This window comes from Bartonella sp. MU37NMGALS, assembly GCF_042194015.1.
Taxonomy (GTDB): domain Bacteria; phylum Pseudomonadota; class Alphaproteobacteria; order Rhizobiales; family Rhizobiaceae; genus Bartonella; species Bartonella grahamii.
The window spans coordinates 1-21804 of sequence record NZ_JBHIML010000004.1 but is presented as its reverse complement, the minus strand read 5'-3'; the positions used below and the strand labels follow the sequence as shown (position 1 = coordinate 21804).

20 protein-coding genes are annotated in these 21804 nt (G+C 37.4%); 3 read left to right on the top strand and 17 right to left on the bottom strand.

Features of this window, described 5'->3' with window-relative positions; genetic code table 11:
* Nucleotides 1-140: 140 nt before the first annotated feature.
* Nucleotides 141-2165, bottom strand: coding sequence for a M3 family metallopeptidase (locus ACFIJP_RS03585; protein ID WP_375625579.1), 2025 nt, complete (start codon nt 2163-2165; stop codon nt 141-143).
* A 549-nt stretch (nt 2166-2714) separates the two neighbouring features.
* On the opposite strand from ACFIJP_RS03585, the gene mgtE reads away from it, so the two are divergent.
* The 3 genes from mgtE (at nt 2715) to ppa (ending at nt 7795) form a co-directional block, all read left to right on the top strand.
* Complete coding sequence (gene mgtE / locus ACFIJP_RS03580; protein WP_375625578.1) at nt 2715-4091, top strand: magnesium transporter; 1377 nt, start codon at nt 2715-2717, stop codon at nt 4089-4091.
* A 1278-nt stretch (nt 4092-5369) separates the two neighbouring features.
* A complete protein-coding gene (gene typA / locus ACFIJP_RS03575) occupies nt 5370-7196 on the top strand; it encodes a translational GTPase TypA (protein WP_375625577.1) in 1827 nt (608 codons plus the stop codon).
* 68 nt (nt 7197-7264) lie between these two features.
* Nucleotides 7265-7795 (top strand): inorganic diphosphatase, encoded by a 531-nt coding sequence (ppa, locus tag ACFIJP_RS03570; protein ID WP_375625576.1) that lies wholly within the window; start codon nt 7265-7267, stop codon nt 7793-7795.
* 51 nt (nt 7796-7846) lie between these two features.
* Here ppa and ACFIJP_RS03565 read toward each other — a convergent pair whose 3' ends face one another.
* The 16 genes from ACFIJP_RS03565 to ACFIJP_RS03490 form a co-directional block, all read right to left on the bottom strand.
* Nucleotides 7847-8161, bottom strand: a complete 315-nt coding sequence (locus ACFIJP_RS03565; RefSeq protein ID WP_375625575.1) for a DUF167 domain-containing protein — start codon at nt 8159-8161, stop codon at nt 7847-7849.
* Between the two features lie 22 nt (nt 8162-8183).
* Nucleotides 8184-8477 (bottom strand): YggT family protein, encoded by a 294-nt coding sequence (locus tag ACFIJP_RS03560; protein ID WP_375625574.1) that lies wholly within the window; start codon nt 8475-8477, stop codon nt 8184-8186.
* 332 nt (nt 8478-8809) lie between these two features.
* Nucleotides 8810-9370 carry an invasion associated locus B family protein gene (locus ACFIJP_RS03555; protein WP_375625573.1) on the bottom strand — a complete coding sequence of 187 codons (561 nt, stop codon included), beginning with the start codon at nt 9368-9370 and terminating at the stop codon, nt 8810-8812.
* 100 nt (nt 9371-9470) lie between these two features.
* Entirely contained in the window at nt 9471-9992 is a 522-nt protein-coding gene (locus ACFIJP_RS03550; RefSeq protein ID WP_375625572.1) for an RNA pyrophosphohydrolase, read from the bottom strand.
* 39 nt (nt 9993-10031) lie between these two features.
* Nucleotides 10032-11342, bottom strand: a complete 1311-nt coding sequence (locus ACFIJP_RS03545; RefSeq protein WP_375625571.1) for a S41 family peptidase — start codon at nt 11340-11342, stop codon at nt 10032-10034.
* Nucleotides 11332-12612 (bottom strand): murein hydrolase activator EnvC family protein, encoded by a 1281-nt coding sequence (locus ACFIJP_RS03540; RefSeq protein ID WP_375625570.1) that lies wholly within the window; start codon nt 12610-12612, stop codon nt 11332-11334. The genes ACFIJP_RS03545 and ACFIJP_RS03540 overlap by 11 nt, the downstream gene beginning before the upstream one ends.
* A 96-nt stretch (nt 12613-12708) precedes the next feature.
* Nucleotides 12709-13191, bottom strand: a complete 483-nt coding sequence (gene rlmH, locus ACFIJP_RS03535) for a 23S rRNA (pseudouridine(1915)-N(3))-methyltransferase RlmH (protein WP_375625569.1) — start codon at nt 13189-13191, stop codon at nt 12709-12711.
* A 1-nt stretch (nt 13192) separates the two neighbouring features.
* Entirely contained in the window at nt 13193-13579 is a 387-nt protein-coding gene (gene rsfS, locus ACFIJP_RS03530) for a ribosome silencing factor (RefSeq protein ID WP_375625568.1), read from the bottom strand.
* 110 nt (nt 13580-13689) lie between these two features.
* On the bottom strand, nt 13690-14283 hold the full coding sequence (locus ACFIJP_RS03525) for a nicotinate-nucleotide adenylyltransferase (RefSeq protein ID WP_375625567.1): 594 nt from the start codon (nt 14281-14283) through the stop codon (nt 13690-13692).
* 29 nt (nt 14284-14312) lie between these two features.
* Complete coding sequence (locus ACFIJP_RS03520) at nt 14313-15569, bottom strand: glutamate-5-semialdehyde dehydrogenase (protein WP_375625566.1); 1257 nt, start codon at nt 15567-15569, stop codon at nt 14313-14315.
* 45 nt (nt 15570-15614) lie between these two features.
* Nucleotides 15615-16754 carry a glutamate 5-kinase gene (proB, locus tag ACFIJP_RS03515; protein ID WP_375625565.1) on the bottom strand — a complete coding sequence of 380 codons (1140 nt, stop codon included), beginning with the start codon at nt 16752-16754 and terminating at the stop codon, nt 15615-15617.
* Nucleotide 16755: 1 nt separating this feature from the next.
* Entirely contained in the window at nt 16756-17781 is a 1026-nt protein-coding gene (obgE, locus tag ACFIJP_RS03510) for a GTPase ObgE (RefSeq protein WP_375625564.1), read from the bottom strand.
* A 173-nt stretch (nt 17782-17954) separates the two neighbouring features.
* On the bottom strand, nt 17955-18683 hold the full coding sequence (locus ACFIJP_RS03505) for an RlmE family RNA methyltransferase (RefSeq protein ID WP_273790641.1): 729 nt from the start codon (nt 18681-18683) through the stop codon (nt 17955-17957).
* Between the two features lie 29 nt (nt 18684-18712).
* Nucleotides 18713-20023 carry a Ppx/GppA phosphatase family protein gene (locus tag ACFIJP_RS03500; protein WP_375625563.1) on the bottom strand — a complete coding sequence of 437 codons (1311 nt, stop codon included), beginning with the start codon at nt 20021-20023 and terminating at the stop codon, nt 18713-18715.
* 909 nt (nt 20024-20932) lie between these two features.
* Nucleotides 20933-21535: an invasion associated locus B family protein gene (locus ACFIJP_RS03495; RefSeq protein ID WP_375625562.1), complete on the bottom strand. Its 603-nt coding sequence runs from the start codon at nt 21533-21535 to the stop codon at nt 20933-20935.
* Nucleotides 21532-21804 (bottom strand): YadA-like family protein (locus ACFIJP_RS03490; protein ID WP_375625561.1); only part of this gene is annotated, 273 nt, incomplete at its 5' end. The genes ACFIJP_RS03490 and ACFIJP_RS03495, both read right to left, overlap by 4 nt.

Below are 21804 nucleotides of genomic sequence, written 5' to 3'. Positions count from 1 at the left end.
TAATTTCCTTCATAAACAAAAGGTGAACAAGATAAAAAACTCTGTTTACAGAGCTATAATGAAGAGAGAATTTGTATAAATCACAACTGCATTTTTCGAATAATATGAAAACGGCATGGTATTAACCATACCGTTATATCTTATAGTCCACGTTTGTTAATCATTGCCTCTGGTAAAGGCATCCGTCCCCGAAAAGCTTTATAAAGCTCCTCTGGATCACGACTTCCCCCAGCAGAGTAAATAAAACGTTTCAACTTATCAGCAAGCTCTGAATTAAAAACATCTCCCGTTTCTTCAAAAGCCTGAAAAGCATCAGCATCAAGGACTTCCGCCCACATATAAGAATAGTAACCAGCGGCGTAACCATCACCTGAAAATATATGCGTAAAATGCGGAGGACGATGGCGCATAATAATTGTATCAGGCATTTGCAGATTTTCTAATTCTTGGCGTTCAAACACTGTTGGATCAGTTACCTTTTGTCCTTTATGAAAAGCCATATCTACAAGAGCTGATGAAGTAAATTCAACTGCAGCAAAGCCAGCATTAAATGTCTGTGCTGACAAAACCTTATCCATTAATGCTTGCGGCATAGGATGTCCTGTTTTTGCATGCGTAGCATAAGTTTGTAAAATCTCTGGTACAGTTAACCAATGTTCGTAAAGTTGAGAAGGCAGCTCAACAAAATCACGCGAAACCGATGTTCCCGATACAGATGGCCATGTGACATCAGAAAGCAAACCATGCAATGCATGCCCAAATTCGTGGAAAAGCGTACGCGCATCATCAAGTGATAAAAGAGCAACCTCCCCTTTAGAAGGCTTAGCAAAATTACAAACATTGTAGATAATAGGCTTTTGTCCGCCATCCAATTTATGTTGTGATTGCAAACTACTCATCCACGCACCGGACCGTTTTGAAGAACGCGCAAAATAATCACCAATGAAATGCCCAAGTAGACTTCCATCAGACTTTTTTACTTCCCACAAACGTGCATCGGGATGCCAAAGTGCAACAGCGTTTTTTTCTTCAAATGTAATGCCAAAGAGCTTTTCTGCTACCCCAAAAGCCGCTTTAATCATACGATCAAGCTGAAAATAATATTTAATCTCAGCACTATCGAAAGAAAGTTTTTCAGTGCGAAGTTTTTCAGCATAATAACGCCAATCCCAAGCAGCTAAAGATTCATTGCTGCCCTGATTGTTGGCAAAATTTTGTAATTCAATTTGCTCAGTAGAAGCCTTCGCTCTTGCGCGCTCCCATACAGGCATAAGCAAATCCATAACGGAATCAACACTTTTAGCCATGGTATTATCGAGTTTCAAATCTGCGAAAGATTTATATCCCAATAATTTAGCCTGCTCATCTCGAAGCGCAACAATCTCTACAATAATTGTTTTATTATCATTCTTGTTATTATTTTCACCACGTTTAGCCCAAGCTTGGAATGCAACCTCACGCAAATCACGACGATCAGAGAATTTAAAAAAAGGTTCAACAATCGAACGTGCTAGTGTTAATGCATACGCTTCTTCGTTACCTCTTTCACACGCAATTTCCTTCATTGAAGCAATAAGATCTTGCGGTAAACCGGATAAGTCTGTTTGTTTTAAAAACAGAATCCATTCAGCTTCGTCATTTAAAACATTTTGTCCAAAAGTAGCATTTAAAAAAGCAAGTCTTTCATTAATTTCCAAAAGCCGTTTCTTAGCTTTTTCATCGAGTTTTGCCCCATGACAAACAAACTTTTTCCACCATAATTCAAGAACACGTGTTGTTTCACTCTCAAATATGCCCAGCTGCGACTGTTTATAAAGCGCATCTATTTTCGCAAATATCCGTGCATCCATCATCATTTTTGAAGAATACCGAGAAAGTTTTACAACGAACTCTTGCTCTAGCTGTTGAATGAATACATTCGTATAAGCACTGGTGCGCAAGAAAAATATTGAACAGACACGATCAAGCGCTTTGCCACAAAGCTCAAAAGGCTGCAAAAAATTCTCAAGCGTTGGTGGTTCTTGCACCATCGCAATCGCCTCTAGTTCTTCTTCGGCTTCTTTAAGTGCCTGTTCAAAAGCGGGTTTAAAATCTTCATCACTTATAGAAGAAAAATCAGGAAGACCTGAAAATCCTTTCCAATCCAGCATTGCTGCTTTTGTCATAATACTTTATGTCTCCATTATAAATTTAAGTTGTAACAATTATCTTTATGACACAAATTGATAATATACTAAAATTATTTCATGAGTTTCAAAACGACCTTTCAAAACCCTATTGAATAAAAACTGAAAATTATAAAATTCTTTCATTTCAAACCATATTATATTGAAGCAATAAAGATTATTCCCTCTCACATCACAATAGAATTGCATATTAATAAAAACACTTGAAGAAAGGCATAATCTCCACTCTTTACAAAATATTGCTGTAGATTCTTTTGAAAATCATAAGACTACATTAAAGAAATGATGGTAAAAATCAGAACTGATTTTTACATTTACGCCTTTATATCATCCTCAAATTAAGCTGTATTCTCGTTTTAGTGATTCAAAAACTTGTTTATAACTTATAATTCACCCTTGACTTTACTTAAAATATTAACAATTGGGAATATAGCTGGGGAGTTTTTTTAAATCTTCCATAAACTTTTATTTTTATCTCATCTATTATCTAGATTTACAACTCTCCAACTTTTCAGGAGGTACTTTATCATGACTGAAATTAAAACGACCTTCGACTTCAAAAATTTTTCTCCTGAAGCTCTCGTTGAAAAGTTAAAAAATCAGCATTTTGCAGACTCTATTGATATCATCAATGACCTCGATATCATGGAACGTGTAACTATTCTTAGTCTTCTGCCTCTTGATTATGTTATCGAACTTTTTGATAAACCAGAGCTTGAGCAACCTGCTTCTATCCTAGAACTTCTCCCTATAAATCGTGCTGTTGAAATTCTTGATGGCATGTCTGCCGATGCTGCTGCAGACGTCTTTCAAGAAATGGATAAAGAAACCCGCACACGACTTTATGCCTTGCTTAAACCCTTAACGCGCGCTGAACTTAAAAAACTTACCAGTTATCCTGATCATACAGCAGGGGCACTGATGACAACAGAATTTATAGCCGTTCCTTCAAACTGGACTATACAAAAAACTTTGGATCACATTCGTGAGGTCGAGCGAACACGTGAAACCGTTTATACCAGCTATGTAATTGACCCTAAAACAGGCATTCTTCTCAAAGCTGTTTCACTGCGTAACCTTATTCTTGCCTCACCTGATGAACAAATTCTTAATGTCCCTACCCATGACACGCCTATTACAATATCGCCCTTCACACATCATGAAGACATCGCACGCCTTTTCCAGCGCCATGATCTTCTCTCTGTGCCTGTAGTGGATGAAAGTAACCATGTCATTGGCATTGTAACCGTCGATGACGTGCTTGATACTATGGTTGATGAGATGAATGAAGATGCCTATAAATTTGGGGGTATGGAAGCGCTTAATAAGCCTTATATGCAAATTAAGTTTCCTGAAATGATGAAAAAACGCGGCGGATGGCTCGCTTTACTCTTTGTCGGTGAAATGCTGACAGCAAGTGCTATGCAACATTTCGAAACAGAACTGGAAAAAGCGATTATTCTTACACTGTTCATACCTCTCATTATGAGCTCAGGAGGAAATTCCGGCTCACAGGCTACATCTCTTATTATCCGTGCATTGGCTTTACGTGAACTCACGTTGAAAGACTGGTGGAAAGTGTTCATTCGTGAAATTCCAACAGGACTATCTCTTGGTCTCTTACTCGGAATTATTGGCATTACCCGCATTGCTCTTTGGCAACAATTCGGTATCTACGACTATGGGCAACATTGGATTGCTGTTTCGACAACAGTAGGTACAGCTTTAGTCGGAATCGTTACCTTTGGTTCTCTTTCTGGATCTATGCTGCCTTTTATTCTTAAAGGTTTAAAATTTGATCCAGCAAGTGCTTCTGCGCCTTTTGTGGCAACTTTGGTAGATGTCATGGGCATTATAATCTATTTTTCTGTAGCTTCCATCATTTTGTCAGGAACTCTTCTTTAAACATGTAAAGTAAAAAGTCTTTCTTCTGGAAAGACTTTGTCATGTAACCTAAGATCTTTCCAGAAGAGAATAAGCTCTATTATTTGTTTTCTAGCACATTGCTTCATAGGTAATTTATTATTTTTTATTGAATAACCGCTCCGAATATCGTAGATTTACCTCATCAGAAAGCTTTTTATATTAAATCAATTAAAGTCATCTTCTTGCCTATCATAAACGAGATTGGTGTGTGGCTAAAAAACTATTCAAGAAAAAATTAAATACTTCTTATATCCTCTCTCTCTCTCGTATCAAAAACTGTCGCAATATTGACAGCTGAGAAAGAATAATAATGATGATGCTTTATAGGTTTTATAGGTTTTATATTTCTTCACAAAGGCGTTGATCGTATACTATTCGCGTATATTATATCATTTATGAGCCTATCATGGAATGGATGCAGTGTACGTTAAGAAATCTCTCTTAAGTACATGAATATGCAACAGCAAGTCTATTCTGTTTAAAGCGTTCTGTTTGGCATGAAAAGCATACTCTTATTAGAGAACGCGATAAACAAAAGTTTGTGAGGTAATGCACCATCTCCATGGTTTAAAAGATATTGCTTAGATGCTTTTGAAATCATAAAATTGGCTTAACGGCAAAGATAGGAATTTCCTTTTGATGCCTTCATATTCTTTCTAAATAAGACTGTATTCCGGTTTCATAAATAAATCAAACGGATATAACTCTTTCCTCAATCCGGCATACAAAAGCTAGAACTTTTTATAGAATGCTTAATCGTATCAATATTTACCTCAAATACACGGTTGCATTAGATCTGGATTTTGATTGACAAGTTACAGAATAAGCAAAAGCTTTATTAGAATAAAAATGTCGTACAGCTGTCAATAAATTGGCTATAGATTAAGAGATATTCCAGATTTTTATCAATCTCTTTGCAAAACAATAACAATAATACAGCTAGCTTTATACTTACTTTTACAAACGTTCATATAAATTCCTTGCGTCATATTGATAACAATCAAATTGACGATGATTTTTATGGACAATTCTTAGCTCGAAAATAGAACATACGTGCTATAAAAATTCTTTTACGAAGCTTTGGCAATTGAAGCTTAGTAGAGCCTTAAAAACTCGGATGAATAGTTTTGCCATAAAAATATTGTCTCCATCTTCCAAAATTATAAAAAAACATGTAAAAGGTTTTGTAATAGTCAGGCAAAGAATGTAAAGACTTTGCCTCAAATGAAATTTCATTAAACGAAAAGAAGAAAATTTATGCAATTGCGTAACATTGCCATCATTGCCCACGTTGACCATGGGAAAACAACGCTTGTGGACGGACTTCTCAAGCAATCAGGAAACTTCCGTGATAATCAGCGTACAAGCGAACGTATGATGGATTCAAACGATATTGAAAAAGAACGTGGAATTACAATCCTAGCGAAAGTGACATCTGTTGTTTGGAAAGATACTCGAATTAATATTGTTGATACACCAGGACACGCCGACTTTGGTGGAGAAGTTGAACGCATTCTAAATATGGTTGATGGAGCCATTGTACTTGTTGATGCTGCTGAGGGACCAATGCCACAAACAAAATTTGTCGTTGGCAAAGCATTGAAAGTGGGATTGCGCCCTATTGTTGCTATTAATAAAATTGACCGACCTGATGCACGCGTTGATGAAGTCATTAATGAGGTTTTTGACCTTTTCGCTGCTCTTGATGCAACTGATGAACAGCTTGATTTTCCTATTCTTTATGGATCTGGACGCGATGGATGGATGGCTGAAGCCCCTGAAGGACCAAAAGATCAGGGATTAGGTCCTTTATTTGATCTTGTAACGCAGCATGTCCCTTCTCCTAGTGTAGCAGAAGGACCGTTTCGCATGATTGGAACTATTCTTGAAGCGGATCCGTTTTTGGGAAGAATTATTACAGGGCGGATTCATTCTGGCTCTCTAAAACCCAATCAAAATGTCAAGGTTCTTGGACAAGATGGAAAACTTTTAGAAACTGGGCGTATTTCAAAAATTTTAGCATTTCGTGGCTTAGAACGGCAACCTATTGAAGAAGGAAATTCTGGTGATATTGTTGCGATTGCAGGTCTACAAAAAGGTACCGTTGCTGATACTTTCTGTGACCCTACTGTTAATGAACCCCTTACTGCCCAACCAATTGATCCTCCTACCGTTACTATGAGTTTCCTCGTCAACGATAGTCCTCTTGCTGGAACTGAAGGCGATAAAGTAACAAGTCGTGTCATTCGTGACCGATTGTTAAAAGAAGCAGAAGGCAACGTCGCTCTTAAAATTGAAGAATCAGCCGATAAAGATTCTTTCTACGTTTCAGGACGAGGAGAATTACAACTTGCAGTTCTCATTGAAAATATGCGCCGTGAAGGATTTGAGCTTAGTGTTTCACGCCCACGTGTTGTTATGCAAAAAGATGAAAATGGAATAACTCTTGAACCAATCGAAGAAGTTGTTATCGATGTTGATGAAGAATATTCCGGTACTGTTGTACAAAAAATGTCTGAACGTAAGAGCGAAATGGTGGAATTGCGTCCTTCTGGAGGTAATCGTGTCCGTCTTGTTTTTTATGCACCAACCCGAGGACTCATTGGTTATCAATCTGAACTTTTAACGGACACACGTGGTACAGCAATTATGAATCGCCTTTTCCATGCTTATGAACCTTATAAAGGAGACATTTCTGGTCGTGTTAATGGCGTTATGATTTCAAATGACAACGGTGAATCTGTCGCTTATGCTCTTTTTAATCTTGAAGATCGTGGACCTATGATTATCGATGCGGGTGTGAAAGTCTATCAAGGTATGATTATTGGCATCCACTCACGAGATAATGATTTAGAAGTCAATGTGTTAAAAGGAAAAAAACTCACCAATATGCGCGCTTCCGGAAAAGATGAAGCCGTTAAGCTAACGCCCCCCATTAAAATGACACTAGAACGTGCCTTATCGTGGATACAAGATGATGAGCTTGTGGAGGTAACCCCTAAAAATATTCGTCTCCGCAAACTCTATCTTGATCCTAATGAACGTAAACGTTTTGAAAAAACACGTGCTTCAATTTCAAATTAATTTCATAATCTCTTTGGTAAAATATTTAATTGTATTGAGCCTCACTATATTCCAGAAAGGATGTCTCTATGAATATTAAGGAAATACCCGTAGGAAAAAATCCACCAGAAGATATTAACGTTATTGTGGAAGTCTCCCTTGGTGGTCAACCAATAAAATATGAGATGGATAAAAAGTCTGGTGCATTATTTGTTGACCGTTTTCTTCATACATCAATGGTTTATCCTGGAAATTACGGTTTTGTCCCTCATACGCTTTCAGATGATGGTGATCCTATTGATGTCCTTATCTGTAATACCCGTCCACTTATACCTGGTTGTGTTATCAATGTTCGCCCCATCGGAGCTCTGATGATGGAAGATGATGGTGGTAAAGATGAAAAAATTATTGCCATTCCCACTACAAAATTAACAAAACGCTATATCAATATTCATGACTATACAGATCTGCCCGAAATTACACTCAAACAAATTGAACATTTCTTCAAGCATTACAAAGATCTGGAACCTGGAAAATGGGCTAAACTTGAAGGATGGCAAGATAAAAATTTTGCTCATGAATTAATTAAGCAAGCTGTTGAGCGCAATAAAAAATTATAACAATTTTAATAAAATAAAGCCTGTTTTTTTAATAGGCTTTATTATTTTTTTCTACGAGATGCAATCTCTAAACGATTGCCATATCTGCTTTAGCTCTTCTAAATGTGTTGAAAAGTAAAGTTGTTTGTAGCGAGATATTGCGCCATTTTTCAGAGAAATAGAAGAAGATGGTATTCTCCACTGCTTCGCAAGAAATTTAATGAGAGCTTTATTCGCTTTTCCATCTTCAGGAACAGCACGAAGGCGTATAACCAAATATTGTTTTTCACCATCCCTACATTCAACCCCTATTATTTTGTCAACGGATGATTTTGGAATGAGATATACAAACAAAATCAAGTTATTTTTATCAACTTGATAAAACATGTATTCGCCTCAAGTAATATTTCTATACATACATGTTTGCGTAAACACGCCACATGAAAGTACGAATAAAATAAATAATAATGAAAACTACAATAGGGGAAATATCAATTGTTCCAAAATTTGGTAAAATTCGCCGGACACGGCTTAGAACAGGATTTGTAAGACGGTTTAGAAAGCTTCCTATCAAAACAACAAAGCGATTGCGCGGATTTATGACATTAAAGACATAAAGCCAAGAAAAAATGACACTAGCAATTAAAATATAAATATAAATATCAAAAATAAAATCAATCGTTCGAAGCAATGCATAAATCATGCGTCATCCCTTTCAATCAAGGAAACAGAAGAGCGTATAGAAAACCTTCATTAAAGCAAGTTTGTGTATCAAAAAATGGTTTTATACTTCAATACTCTTTTTTCTTGAATAAAAACCAAACATCTAAATTCTTTGTCTCTCTATTTATGACGATGCAGCTAAAAAACAAATATCAAAATTAAAAACAACCCATGAAAAGAAACAGCAAAAAATCTGAAAGCTTTAAAAAACTTTGAATCTTCCTTATAGGATTAATCTTAAATCTCATCGTTTTAATTTAATAATACGAACAAACTAAAAACGGCCTTAAAAAGGCCGCTTTTATTTTGAAATTATTTCTGCAAAGCAGTCAAACGGTTAAGAGCATTGCTAAAACCATTGAGCTGAACAAATAAATCATTCAAAGCTGGTTCACCTGCAGCAGCGATTGTCATTGCCAACTTTAACTGTTTTCCAGAACGTAAAGCTGCTACGTGATTTTTGTCAAAAACGACAGGAACCATACAACCTGCTGGTACACAGGTCCGAATACCGGTTTCGATAACAGCTTTTCCCTCATCAACTTGTAAACGAACAGGCTTAGAAACCAAAATGCCAAAAGGAACTGTTAAATTACCAGATACAACACCCTCAGAATCAAGAGTAAGTCCCATAGCCACAACGACACGCCCCTGATCATTCACTTCTTGACGGTGCATAAAACAAATTCTTTTCCCTTCTTGTATACCACAGTTAATAGTCCACAAACCGTAGGTTTCAGTCAAAGAAGAAGCTCCATTTGGCAATGTCGCTGCCGCATCTTTTGATGCAGGAGGCTTTGAATTTGTTGCAAATGCAACAGATGAAATACTCAAGAGAGTAAAAACTATAAGTAAATTAAATAACTTTTTCATTTTATATTCCTGTTCTTTACATAAAAGAGAAACATGTTTATTATTTATAAATAATATAAAGCATCTTAATAAAAAAAGCTCTCTCATAATCATATAGCTTTTATAATGGTCTAAAGCTACCTCGAAATTCGCTGACAACTTTCATATAAACATGCTTTTTGAAAGAAACCGCAATCAACGGAAGGGTTTTTAGATCGATCCATTTCCATTGATCGAATTCCGCTTTATTGCCATCTGGTGGCGGATTAATTGCAATTTCAGAAAGCTTTCCTGTAAACCGGAAAGCAAACCACTTTTGTATTTGCCCACGATATTTATTGGTTAATGTGCACCCAATAAGTTCTTGTGGAAAATCATAATGGAACCAATTTTGCGCTTCTTTAATTAACTTTACAGATCGAATACCCGTTTCTTCATAAAGTTCACGATATGCTGCATCCAATGGTTTTTCATCTTCATCAATCCCTCCTTGAGGAAGCTGCCAACGATGGGATATTTCAGCATCTGCGTGAATGGGCATCTTTAAACGACGCCCAACCCACACTTTACCCTCATGGTTAAAGACAACAATCCCAACACATTTGCGATATGGAAGAATCTTCAAATCAATACCTGCATCCATTTAATATTCCTCAAAATCGCAAGCTATAGATATCAATTCTCACTTTAACACATCCTTATTGGGATCTGGTGGAAATGCTGCATTTGCCATTTCACCTCGTAACAATTTATAAGCTTCATTCAATTGAATATCATCTTTAGGATCTTTGGGAACAAAAGCAGCTGAACCAGATCCTTTACTACTCTCTCTTTTTCCTTTGATATGTCCTTTTAATGCAGATTCTCCAACTTTTACATCATAACCCTTATATTTTTCAGGGAGTGGTTGCTCTACAATAATATCAGGCGTGATCCCTGTCCCTTGAATAGAAGTGCCTGATGGCGTGTAATAAAGTGCCGTTGTTAAGCGTAAAGCTCCATTTTCACCCAAAGGAATAATTGTTTGAACGGACCCTTTACCAAAAGACTGCGTCCCTAAAATTGTTGCACGACGATGATCTTGTAATGCACCCGCAACAATTTCAGAAGCACTTGCCGAACCACCATTAATAAGGACAATGAGCGGTTTTCCATTGATAACATCACCTGGCTTCGCATCAAATCTTGTCACATCACTCTTTTTGCGCCCACGAGTCGACACAATTTCACCTTTATTGAGAAAAGCACTCGAAACACTAACAGCTTGATCTAAAAGCCCACCCGGATTAAGCCGCAAATCAAGGACGTAACCTTTTAGCTTATCTTCAGGAATTTTAGATTGGATATCTTTAATTGCTGCCAGAAGATTATTCAATGTCTGCTCAGAAAACTGGATAACTCTTAAATATCCAATGTCACCCTCAACCCGATATTTCACCGCTTTTACTTTGATAATATCACGAACAATCTTCACTTCAAATGGCTTATCAACGCCAGAACGAATAATTGTTAAGGTAATTGGTGTTCCAGGAGCACCTCGCATCTTATTAACGGCTTCATTCAATGTTTGACCATTTGTTTGTACATCATCAATTTTTGAAATAAGGTCTCCTGCTAGAATACCTGCTTTTGAAGCGGGAGTATCATCCATTGGTGAAACAACTTTAATTAAGTTTTTTTCCATAGTGACCTCAATACCAAGACCTCCGAACTCTCCTTTCGTAGAATCCCGCATATCCTTGGCTTCTTCAGCATTCAAATAAGATGAATGAGGGTCCAGTGATGTGAGCATGCCATTGATAGCATTTTCAATGAGCTTTTTATCATCTGGAACTGTAACGTATTGCATACGCACGCGCTCAAAAACATCGCCAAATATAGCTAGCTTTTTATATGCATTATCTTCATTATTTGCAGCAACAGACTGCACCATAATCATTGAACAGGCGCCGAGCAATACCCCAGCGACCAAAAGAATAACTTTACGAATCATTTTGGCTCCTTCTTATTTTTTCAGTCTGCCACCAAGGAGTTGGATTTACAGGTTTTCCCTGCTTTCTAAACTCAATGTAAAGCATTGGAAAAGTTTTTCCTATATCCAATGCAACACTGTTTGAAATAAATTGCATCTCCATTATACCCAGAGGCTCACCTGAAAGAACAAACTGCCCCTGTTTTACATTAATTCTCGACATTCCAGTAAGAATGATATGATAACCATTTCCAACATTGAGAATGATTAAGTGTCCGTAAGAACGAAATGGCCCAGCAAAAGCAACAAAAGCATCCACAGGTGATATAACAACAGCTCCTGACTCTGTTTCTATCGTTTCACCAAAGCGCGTAATATGCGAACTTTTGTTAGAGCGATGTATTCTTTTTCCTGAAACAGGAAAAAGTAAAGAACCTTTTCGGCTTTCAAAATTGGACTGTTCTAACAATTGCAAACTCTTCCGTACCTGTACTGATGCACCAGAGCTAAGTTTTGACTGTCGGTCGAGCTCTAAAATCAATTCTTCCAAAGACTGCGCTTTTTTAGCAAGAGCAATATTTTTTTGTTGCTGTTCTGTAAGTTCTTTTTCTGATTTTTTTTGTAGTTTGTTTTTTTTGTCTAATAAAAGCTCTAGACGTTTTCGTTGCTCTGCTTGATTTTGCAGCTTTATCTTTAATGCCTTATATTCCGTAGTAATGGAATTACTCAAATTGGTCAACTCCTTGAGTTTTTCTGTTAAATCTCGTGTTTTCTCCTGCATCTGAGGAATAACAGTCCCTAATAAAACAGAACTACGTATAGAAGCCAACGCATCCTCTGGCTGTATCATAAGAGCAGGAGGTGGATTCAATCCCATACGTTCTAAAATTGCAAGAACTTCCGCAAATTCAGCGCGACGATTTTTTAAACTTTGATAGACTTGTACCCGCTTTTCTATCATTTTTTTAAGCTTTTCTTCCCTTTTAGCAATATCATCTGCTACTGTACGTTCTTCTTTAGCCGCCTTTATGAGTGCATCACTCAAAACACGTTGATCTTTTTTTAAATGCTCAACTTGATGCGTAAGAAAAGCAACACGCTCACGCGAAAGTGAAATATTTTGGCGAATTTCTCCTAATTCTTTATGTACTTCCGTACTTCCCATGGTATCTTCCGCATGCGATACAGGGGAGCAAAAAAACATACTCAAGAGCAAAATGACAAATATCACGTACTCCCCATATAAATATAGCATCTTTCTATGAAGAAGCTTTTTCATTTGCCCAACCATGACACCTCATCGTATACATTAGAGATGCTTTAAATGGTGTCAGCTAAAACAATATTAATAAACATATAAATAAGTGCTAAAAATTGCACAAAAATATTAAAAACGATGATACGGGTGATTATTTTCAATTGTTACAGCTCGGTAAAGTTGTTCTGTAAGCAGAATACGTGCAATTTGATGTGGCCAAGTCATCAAACCAAAAGATAAAAGAAAATCAGCACGCTTCCTTATTTGTTCATTATGCCCATCAGGTCCTCCCAAAGCAATGACGACATCTCGAATGCCCTCATCACGATAACACCTCAATTTTTCAGAAAAAGAAGTTGAAGAAATCGATTCTCCACGCTCATCTAACACAATTAATCGACATTTTTCAGGTAAAAATTCAATAAGTTTTCTCCCCTCTTCCTCCATACGTTGACACGCTGTTTGAACACGGCTTTCTGGTATCTCTTGTAACTTTTTTAAATGAAAGCCTGCGACTCCAGAAATTTTAGAAAAACGATCCAAATAATGCTGAACTAATTTTTGCTCCGCCCCACTTTTCATACGGCCAACCGCAAAAATAGAAATTTGCATTTTAATGATCTCCGAAGAGAAGAAAAGCTGTATCGTTTAAATCCGGAGTCATCCATATTTTTTCTAAATTATAAAAAAGACGAATTTCTGGCCGAAAAAGATGAATGATAATATCACCTGTATCAACCAATACCCAATCACCTCCAGCAAGCCCTTCTACACGCGCAAGCCCCTGCCCACTATTTTTCCAAGTATGTAATAAATGATCAGCAACAGAAGATACATGACGCTGCGAATTTGCTGAAGCTATGACCATATAATCAGCCAAAGATGACTTTCCTCGAATATCAATAGCAACAATATCTTCTGCTTTTATATCTTCTAAACTCTTGAGAATAACTTCAAGACTCTCACTAACAGAAAAAACTTTTTTTTCTTTTGAAAGCATACTATCGTAAGAGTGTTTGTGTACAATATTTTTCAGATTAATATCCTTTCTTATCGTTGCGGAATCTAAAAAGAGATTTCTCTAAAGAGAAGCAGAATCTTATGAAATGTTCAAGAAAAATCATTTTTTTTCAAACGCAGCTTTGTTGAAGATTGAAAAGATAAAGGTCCATGCAAATAAGTCCAAACTGGTGGCTTGATAAAAGGTAATCGCTTACTTTCTCTCTCATCCAAACGAAAACGGCGATAAATATGTGCCATAGGGCAAGAAAGTGCCGACTGGTTGCCTAAAGGACGATCAATAATCGCAATAGGGAGCATAGAAACGATATCATGCCATCGATACCAATGATGTATCGTCGTAAAACTATCTGCCCCCATAATCCATACGAAATTTACGTCACTATAATGGGTAAGAATATGAAAAATTGTATCTACTGATACTTTACTCCCTATAGCCTGTTCAAAACCTGTTAAGCGAATTTTCGGGTGGTCAATAAGTTTAAAACTTAATTGCATTCTCTCCTCTAAAGAGAGCAACTGTGTACAATCCTTTAAAGGATTTCCTGGAGTGATCATCCACCATAACTGATCAAGATGCAAACGCCGAATGGCAATTTTTGCAACAAGAAGATGCCCCGCATGCGGTGGATTAAAGGAACCACCAAAAAGACCCACAACATTGGATCTTTCAACATGTGGCATACAATTTTTCCATGGAAAAAATGGTGTTCTCAAGCTCTAACCTGACCATTTCCTTTAACATGATATTGAAATGAAGTTAGCTGTTCAACACCTATCGGGCCACGTGCATGCATTTTTCCTGTTGCGATACCAATTTCCATTCCAAAACCAAATTCACCTCCATCAGCAAATTGTGTGGACGCATTGTGCAGCAAAATAGCTGAATCTAAATGATTAAAAAATTTCTTTACCACTTCCAAATCCTCAGCAATAATCGATTCCGTATGTCCTGATGAATAACGCTTGATATGAGAAATGGCTCCCTCAACACCCTCAACCGTTTTAACAGAAAGAATAGCATCAAGATATTCATGCGACCAATCTTCTTCAGAAGCTAATTTGACATCTGGCATAAGAAAAACAATATCTTCTGTGGCACGAATTTCACACCCCTTTTCCTGTAAAGCAGTTAAAACAGGAAGAAATTTTTTTAATGCTTGGCTGTCAATGAGAACTGTCTCAACAGCACCGCATATCCCTGTCCGCCGCAACTTTGCATTTAAAACAATATTGCGTGCCATATCTAAATTTGCCGATTTATCAATATAAATATGACAAAGTCCCTCCAGATGAGCAAAAATTGGAACACGTGCATCAGACTGAACACGGGCAACAAGGCTCTTTCCACCACGTGGTACGATCACATCAATCGCTCCATCCAATCCTTTGAGCATTTCCCCAACGGCAGCGCGATCTGTCGTTCCAACCATTTGGATAGCATCTTTAGGTAAACCAGAGCGTTCTAAACCTTGTACCAAAGCTAAATGAAGGGCATGAGAAGAATGAAAGCTATCCGAACCCCCGCGCAAAATCGCAGCATTACCTGCTTTTAAGCACAAAGAACTCGCATCAACTGTAACATTTGGACGACTTTCATAAATAATACCAACCACACCAAGAGGTGTTCGTACACGACTTATATGAAGCCCATTTGGACGTTTCCACGCACTCATGACCTGTCCAACAGGATCAGATAAACGAGCAACTTGGCGAACACTGTCTATCATTGCACGTAAACGCAAGTCATCTAATTTTAGCCGATCAATCATTGCAGCTTTCAAATTATTCTGAGCAGCATTCTCTAAATCTTGACAATTCGCTCGTAAAATTTCATCTGATTGAGCCTCTAGACTTAAAGCGATCATTTCCAATGCATTATTCTTTTGCTCAGAAGAAGCAACAGCCAACGCTGCAGCGGCATAACGTGCTTTTTGTCCCATATCTTTCATTTGTTCTTCTAAAGTCATCGTATCATCCACTCTGCCAAAACAATAAAAACAAAAGTAACTTTTTTAAACAGAATTGGTCAAGCAACGTAAAATCATATCATTACGATGCACCATAGCAGAGCGCGCCTCATACCCAAGAATAGATTCAATTTCTTCGCTTTTACATCCTATAATGCGTACAGCCTCATCTTTGCCATAGCTTACAAGTCCACGCGCAATCTCAACCCCATTTGTATCAACAATTGCAACCGTATCCCCACGATGGAAATTTCCCTCAACGGCAATAACCCCTGCAGCTAATAATGATTTTCCTGATTCAAGAGCCTTAATGGCTCCTTGATCAATCGTCAAAACACCAGATGGATCTAAATGACCAGAAATCCATGTTTTCCAAGCACTAACAGATTTCTCACCAGCCGCAAAAAAACTCTTGCGTTCACCTTCGTCAATTGCAGCAAGAGGATTCATACGCTTGCCTGAGGTAATAATCATCGCCGTCCCAGCAGCATTAGCTATCTTTCCAGCATCAAGCTTGGTCTTCATTCCTCCCCGTGAAAACTCTGAAACAGCAACATCTGCCATTTTTTCGATATCATGCGTAATGGATGCAACAAAAGGTATAAATTCAGCCGTTGGATCACTATGGGGAGACTTTGTATAAAGACCATCAATATCAGATAAAAGTATTAAAAGATCTGCCCCCATCATTGTTGCCACACGTGCAGCTAAACGATCATTATCACCATAACGAATTTCATTTGTCGCAACAGTATCATTCTCATTAATAACAGGTACTGCTCTAAAACGTAAAAGCACATTAATCGTCGCACGTGCATTGAGATAACGCCTTCGCTCTTCCGTATCAAATAAAGTGAGCAAAATTTGGCCTGTTTTGAGCCCATGTTGAGCAAGGGCATCACCATAGGTTTTTGCTAACTCAATTTGCCCCAAAGCAGCACATGCCTGACTTTCTTCCAATTTCAAAGCCCCCTTAGGAAGCTGTAGCAATGTCCTTCCTAAAGCAATAGCGCCTGAAGACACCAACAATATCTCTACGCCTTTTTTGTGCAATTCAACAACATCACTGATTAAGCTTTTAAGCCATTCAACCCGTAAACCTGTCTGAGGATCAACCAAAAGGGCAGATCCAATCTTGACCACAATACGTTTATAGTGTGTAAGTTTTTGCGATCCAAAAGCCATCTCAATCAACCTTGCTATCCCCACTAATCTCCTCTTTGCATGACATTTCAATAATATGTGCACCAGCACGCAGCACATTTTCTAAACCTTCGCGGCTAACCGCAGAAAACATCATAACAGGTTGATCCGCTGCTCTTTGCAAAGCTTCCTGTTTCGTTTTACGCTCTTCAATTGTCAGAGTATCTATCTGGCTTAAAGCGACAATTTCAATCTTATCACTTAGATTATTTCCATATGCCTCAAGTTCATGACGCACAATTTGATATGCTTTTGCTACATCTTCTTCTTGAGAAGAAATTAGATGAAGCAGTACGCGACAACGTTCCACATGTCCTAAAAAACGATCTCCAATTCCCACACCTTCATGCGCTCCTTCAATTAATCCTGGAATATCAGCCAAAACAAATTCACGACCATCAATACGTACAACACCAAGATGAGGATGTAGAGTGGTAAAAGGATAATCTGCAACTTTTGGTTTTGCAGCCGTTACAGAAGCTAAAAAAGTTGATTTTCCAGCATTAGGTAAACCAACAAGCCCAGCATCAGCAATTAACTTCAAACGAAGCCATACTGCACGCTCTTCTCCAGCCAAACCTGGATTTGCACGACGCGGTGCCCGATTTGTCGATGTTGTAAAATGAAGATTCCCAAAACCGCCATTCCCTCCTTTTGCAAGACGATAGCGCTGTCCCACTTCTGTTAAATCACAGATTAACGTTGTATTATCTTCTTCAAAAATTTGCGTCCCAACCGGAACTTTAAGGATGACATCATCACCCTTTTCACCCGTCATATTACGACCCTTGCCATGCCCCCCTGTTTTTGCTTTAAAATGCTGTTGGTAGCGATAATCAATCAGCGTGTTAAGCCCATCAACAACAAGAGCCCAAACATCACCACCCCGTCCTCCATTCCCCCCATCAGGTCCCCCAAATTCTATGAATTTTTCACGACGAAATGATACTGCTCCAGAACCTCCATTACCAGAACGAATATAAACTTTAGCTTGATCAAGAAATTTCATTGGAAGCACTCACTGAGGAATCAATCTCTCTACCTCTATAGGCAATACATTAGTTTTACCAGTTTTTCATCATTGATAACAAAAAAACTGTCAATATCGCCGATAACTCTTTGAGAAAAAAATCATCACATCTAAATAGGTTAAGTGAAGTTAAGTCTTCTTAAAAGAAGGCGCTATTCTTGTATTTTTGTTTTTCCCTTAAATTCAAGTGCTAGAAGATAAAGCTCTACTGATTCTGATCGGCTTGCGGGTGGTTTAACATGATAAACTTTTTTAAAATGCTGTTTCAATATCGTGAGAAGAGTGTTTTCTGCTCCTCCTTGAAAAGCCTTTGCTAAAAAATGTCCCCCAGGCTTAAGAACCGAAAGAGCAAAATCAGCCGCAACTTCACATAAATAAATCGTTCTTAAATGATCCGTCTGACGATGACCTGTTGTTGGTGCTGCCATATCAGAAAGAACCACATCCGGTTTGGTCCCTAAAGTTTCAATTAATTTCTGCGGTGCATCTGTATGCAAAAAATCCATTTCCAACATGGCAACTCTAGGCAATGGATCAACATGTAAATAATCAATACCAACAACGCTAGGATCTTCATCACTTGACCCTACTATACGCTCAGCCACCTGACACCAGCCCCCAGGTGCTGCTCCTAGATCAATAACCTTTTGACCTTTTTTCAAAAACCTATAACGCTCATTAATTTCAATGAGTTTATAAGCCGCACGCGAACGATAACCATCTACTTTTGATTGATGAACATAAGGATCATTCAGATGCCTCTCTAACCATCGTCGTGATGAAGCTTTAATGGTTCCTGCTTTCTTTTTTACGCGCTGATATAATTCATGTGACCCTGAACCTCCATAGCCACCTCTCGGTGTTTTTGTTGTTTTTTTCATCGTTATTCATTGTCTCCATATTTAATTCTCTAACGCTTGGAACCTCTGCTCTTTCTATGACGACACCATACCCCATCGCGTAACATCAGATCTATCAAAATTCCTTCCCTTAATCCACGATCAGCAACTCTTAAACGCTGGCTTGGCCAAACTTCCCGAATAACATCTAAAATTGCACAACCAGCTAAAACTAAATCTGCTCTCTCGCGCCCAATAAAAGGACTTATGACACGTTTTTCTATATCCCATGATAATAGGCGTTGTGTCATAAGTGTAATGTCTGCATCATTCATCCAAATGCCATCCACTTTTTTCCTATCATAACGCTCTAAATTAAGATACATTCCTGCTAAAGTCGTAACCGTACCAGAAGTTCCCAAAAGATGAAACTTCGAACCTTGCGCTAACTCTCCTAATTTATGACGATCTGAAAAATTATTTAACAACCCTCGCACATAGCTTTTCATTTTTTCAAAATCGTCTAAGCTAATATCATTCCCTCCAAAACGTTCAGCAAGCGTAACAACACCAACGGGAAGAGAAGTCCAAGCGATAATTTGTCTAGCTAAACGAAAAGAACGCTTTTGAGAAACATCAAGTAGCACAATTTCTGATGATCCTCCTCCAATATCAAAAAGCACAATTGCGTCAGTATTTGGTTCAACAAGTGTACTACACCCTGTAACAGCAAAACGCGCTTCTGTTTGCCGATCAACAATTTCCAATTCAAGACCTGTCTCCTCCAAAACACGCTGAATAAAATGTCTACCATTTTCTGCAGAACGACAAGCTTCTGTTGCAATCAAGCGATAACACTTAATATGCCTTTGTTTTAGCTTTAAATGACAAATCTTTAATGCTTCAATCGCACGATCCATAGCTCGTGTATTAAGAAAACCGTTATTTATTAAACCTTCTCCCAATCTTACAATACGAGAAAAAGCATCAACAACACGAAAATATCCAGGTTTACTGGGAGATGCGATAAGAAGACGACAATTATTCGTTCCGAGATCGAGTGCCGCATAAAGAGGTGGAGATTTTACTGGAGGGAACCGTCGAAGAAAAGGCGCTTTGAGTTTTTTTGTTTTTTGAGCACCTATCATTATCTGACTATGAAACTCAAAAGCTGTCTCAGATTGAACAAAAGCCTGTTTCTGTTCATAATGTTTTTTTCTCTGTTGTCTCTTTATATCAACAAAGACAGAGTATGCCTCTGTTCGTAACAATGCAGAACGATTATTTGTATTACTACCGCCCTGATCATACAACTGATCTGCTTTGGTATCGTATATTTCTCCTCGCTTTAACTCTTTTGAACTATAATTTAACGGGGTCATTTCTTTTATCCCTTGAGCGTTCCCCCCAATAAATAAACGCGAAAACTCTTCTACTCATTCCTAAATAAAGCAATAATGCAAAATCAAATGATAAATACAAAAAATCATTCTTTCTTTGCCTATCATTAAAATTTTCTACACTAGCATCATTCAGATTTTTGTATAATCTTTTGATTGTTTCCGTAAAATCATGCTTCTCTTTATGTACTTAAAACTATAAATTAATCGTTTACGTTCGCATCAATTTTTATAAATTTTGCTCTTTTCTTTATACCATTTACACGGAGCACACCTCTATTATAACAATACTATTTGCTGACTCTTAAGGTCACAACAACCTATACATTAGTACGGTTTATAAAAAAATTTTTCTTTTTTTCAATCTCGTTATCCACACACGAGCCTCGTTTGTTGTATACAATGAAATGGCTTTGATTATGCTGGAATAAAAGCTCCGTAGTACTACAAAATGCAATTACAATAGCTGTTATTTTGTGAATACCAATTAAAACTATCGTTCAAAAAATTCTCTAGGATTATAAATTTATCTAAAAAATATTAATGCTTAATCAGATCGCTCTAAAAATCCATTTAAAGCTTTAAAAAAGAATTTTATTGTAAGGAAGCTATCTTTTTAATTATTTTAAATCGAGTATTGCTAATCTTTTTTACTTTTAATAACTAACGAAATCACTCTTTAAGCTTTATGGAAATTACTAACTTGAATTTCTATTACATACAAAGAACTTATTGTGACTTTATATTCATAAAACTCTCTCTCTTTCCAATAAATTACCTCTATATCATATTATATAAAAATTCTTACTTATTTGGCCTTATAATTTACACTCAAAAATATAATACAACAATTTATGAAAAATGAATCTTGTTAAAAATACTCGATGGATTCTAAGGACGTAAAGAATTAAGTGCCGCATTTAATCCTTTAAATGGTACAGTAAAAGAAAATACCTTTCCTTCTTTAATTTTATAGGAAATACGTACTTTATTGTCCTGCTCTATTTGTTTAGTCAAAACCGGCCCTACAGGCGATTGTGCCAAACAAACAGTTTCATTGCATTGCGTATAATGAATAAGAACAGGTTTTTTAACACCTTTTACAAACATTTGAATCGGAACATTTATATCAGAATTTGGCAATGTCCGAAAAAGCATCACTGCTTGACCACTTGTCGTAGACACAAGAGACCAACTAAAAATGGTATTTCCTTCTTGATCATGAACAGTCTGTGTCACATTACATATACCTTGCTTATGTTTAAGCTTTTGTTTTTCGTCACAAATCAAAGTCCAGTCATAAAACTGCATAATAATTCGACGTGTTTCACCAGGTTCTCCCTTAGGTATCGATAAGTGCGGTGGATGCACTGTATAAATATTATTGTTCTCATTAGCAAAGCTTTCGCTCTTGCCTATTAAGGCAAGAGCAAACAAAACCTTTACTAACATACTTCTCTTTTTTACAATAACAGCCATTTTTTCTATTATCATCTCAACCTCAGAGTAATTCCAGCACCTATCCCCCAGTGACCTCCAGCACTCGTAATAGATACATTCGAGCGAATATTTCCATCTTCAGATGTATAACCAGCCCCAATAGCAAATGCGGATTGACTACGCCATAAACCACTACCAAATGAAACACTTAAAGATCCTGGTATATCATAGTAACGTAAGTTAGAGACAGCCAAACCAATCGCTGCAGCTTGTCTTGCTTCCTTGCGAACATCCTCAATAGCATAATTTAACGTCTCAAACTT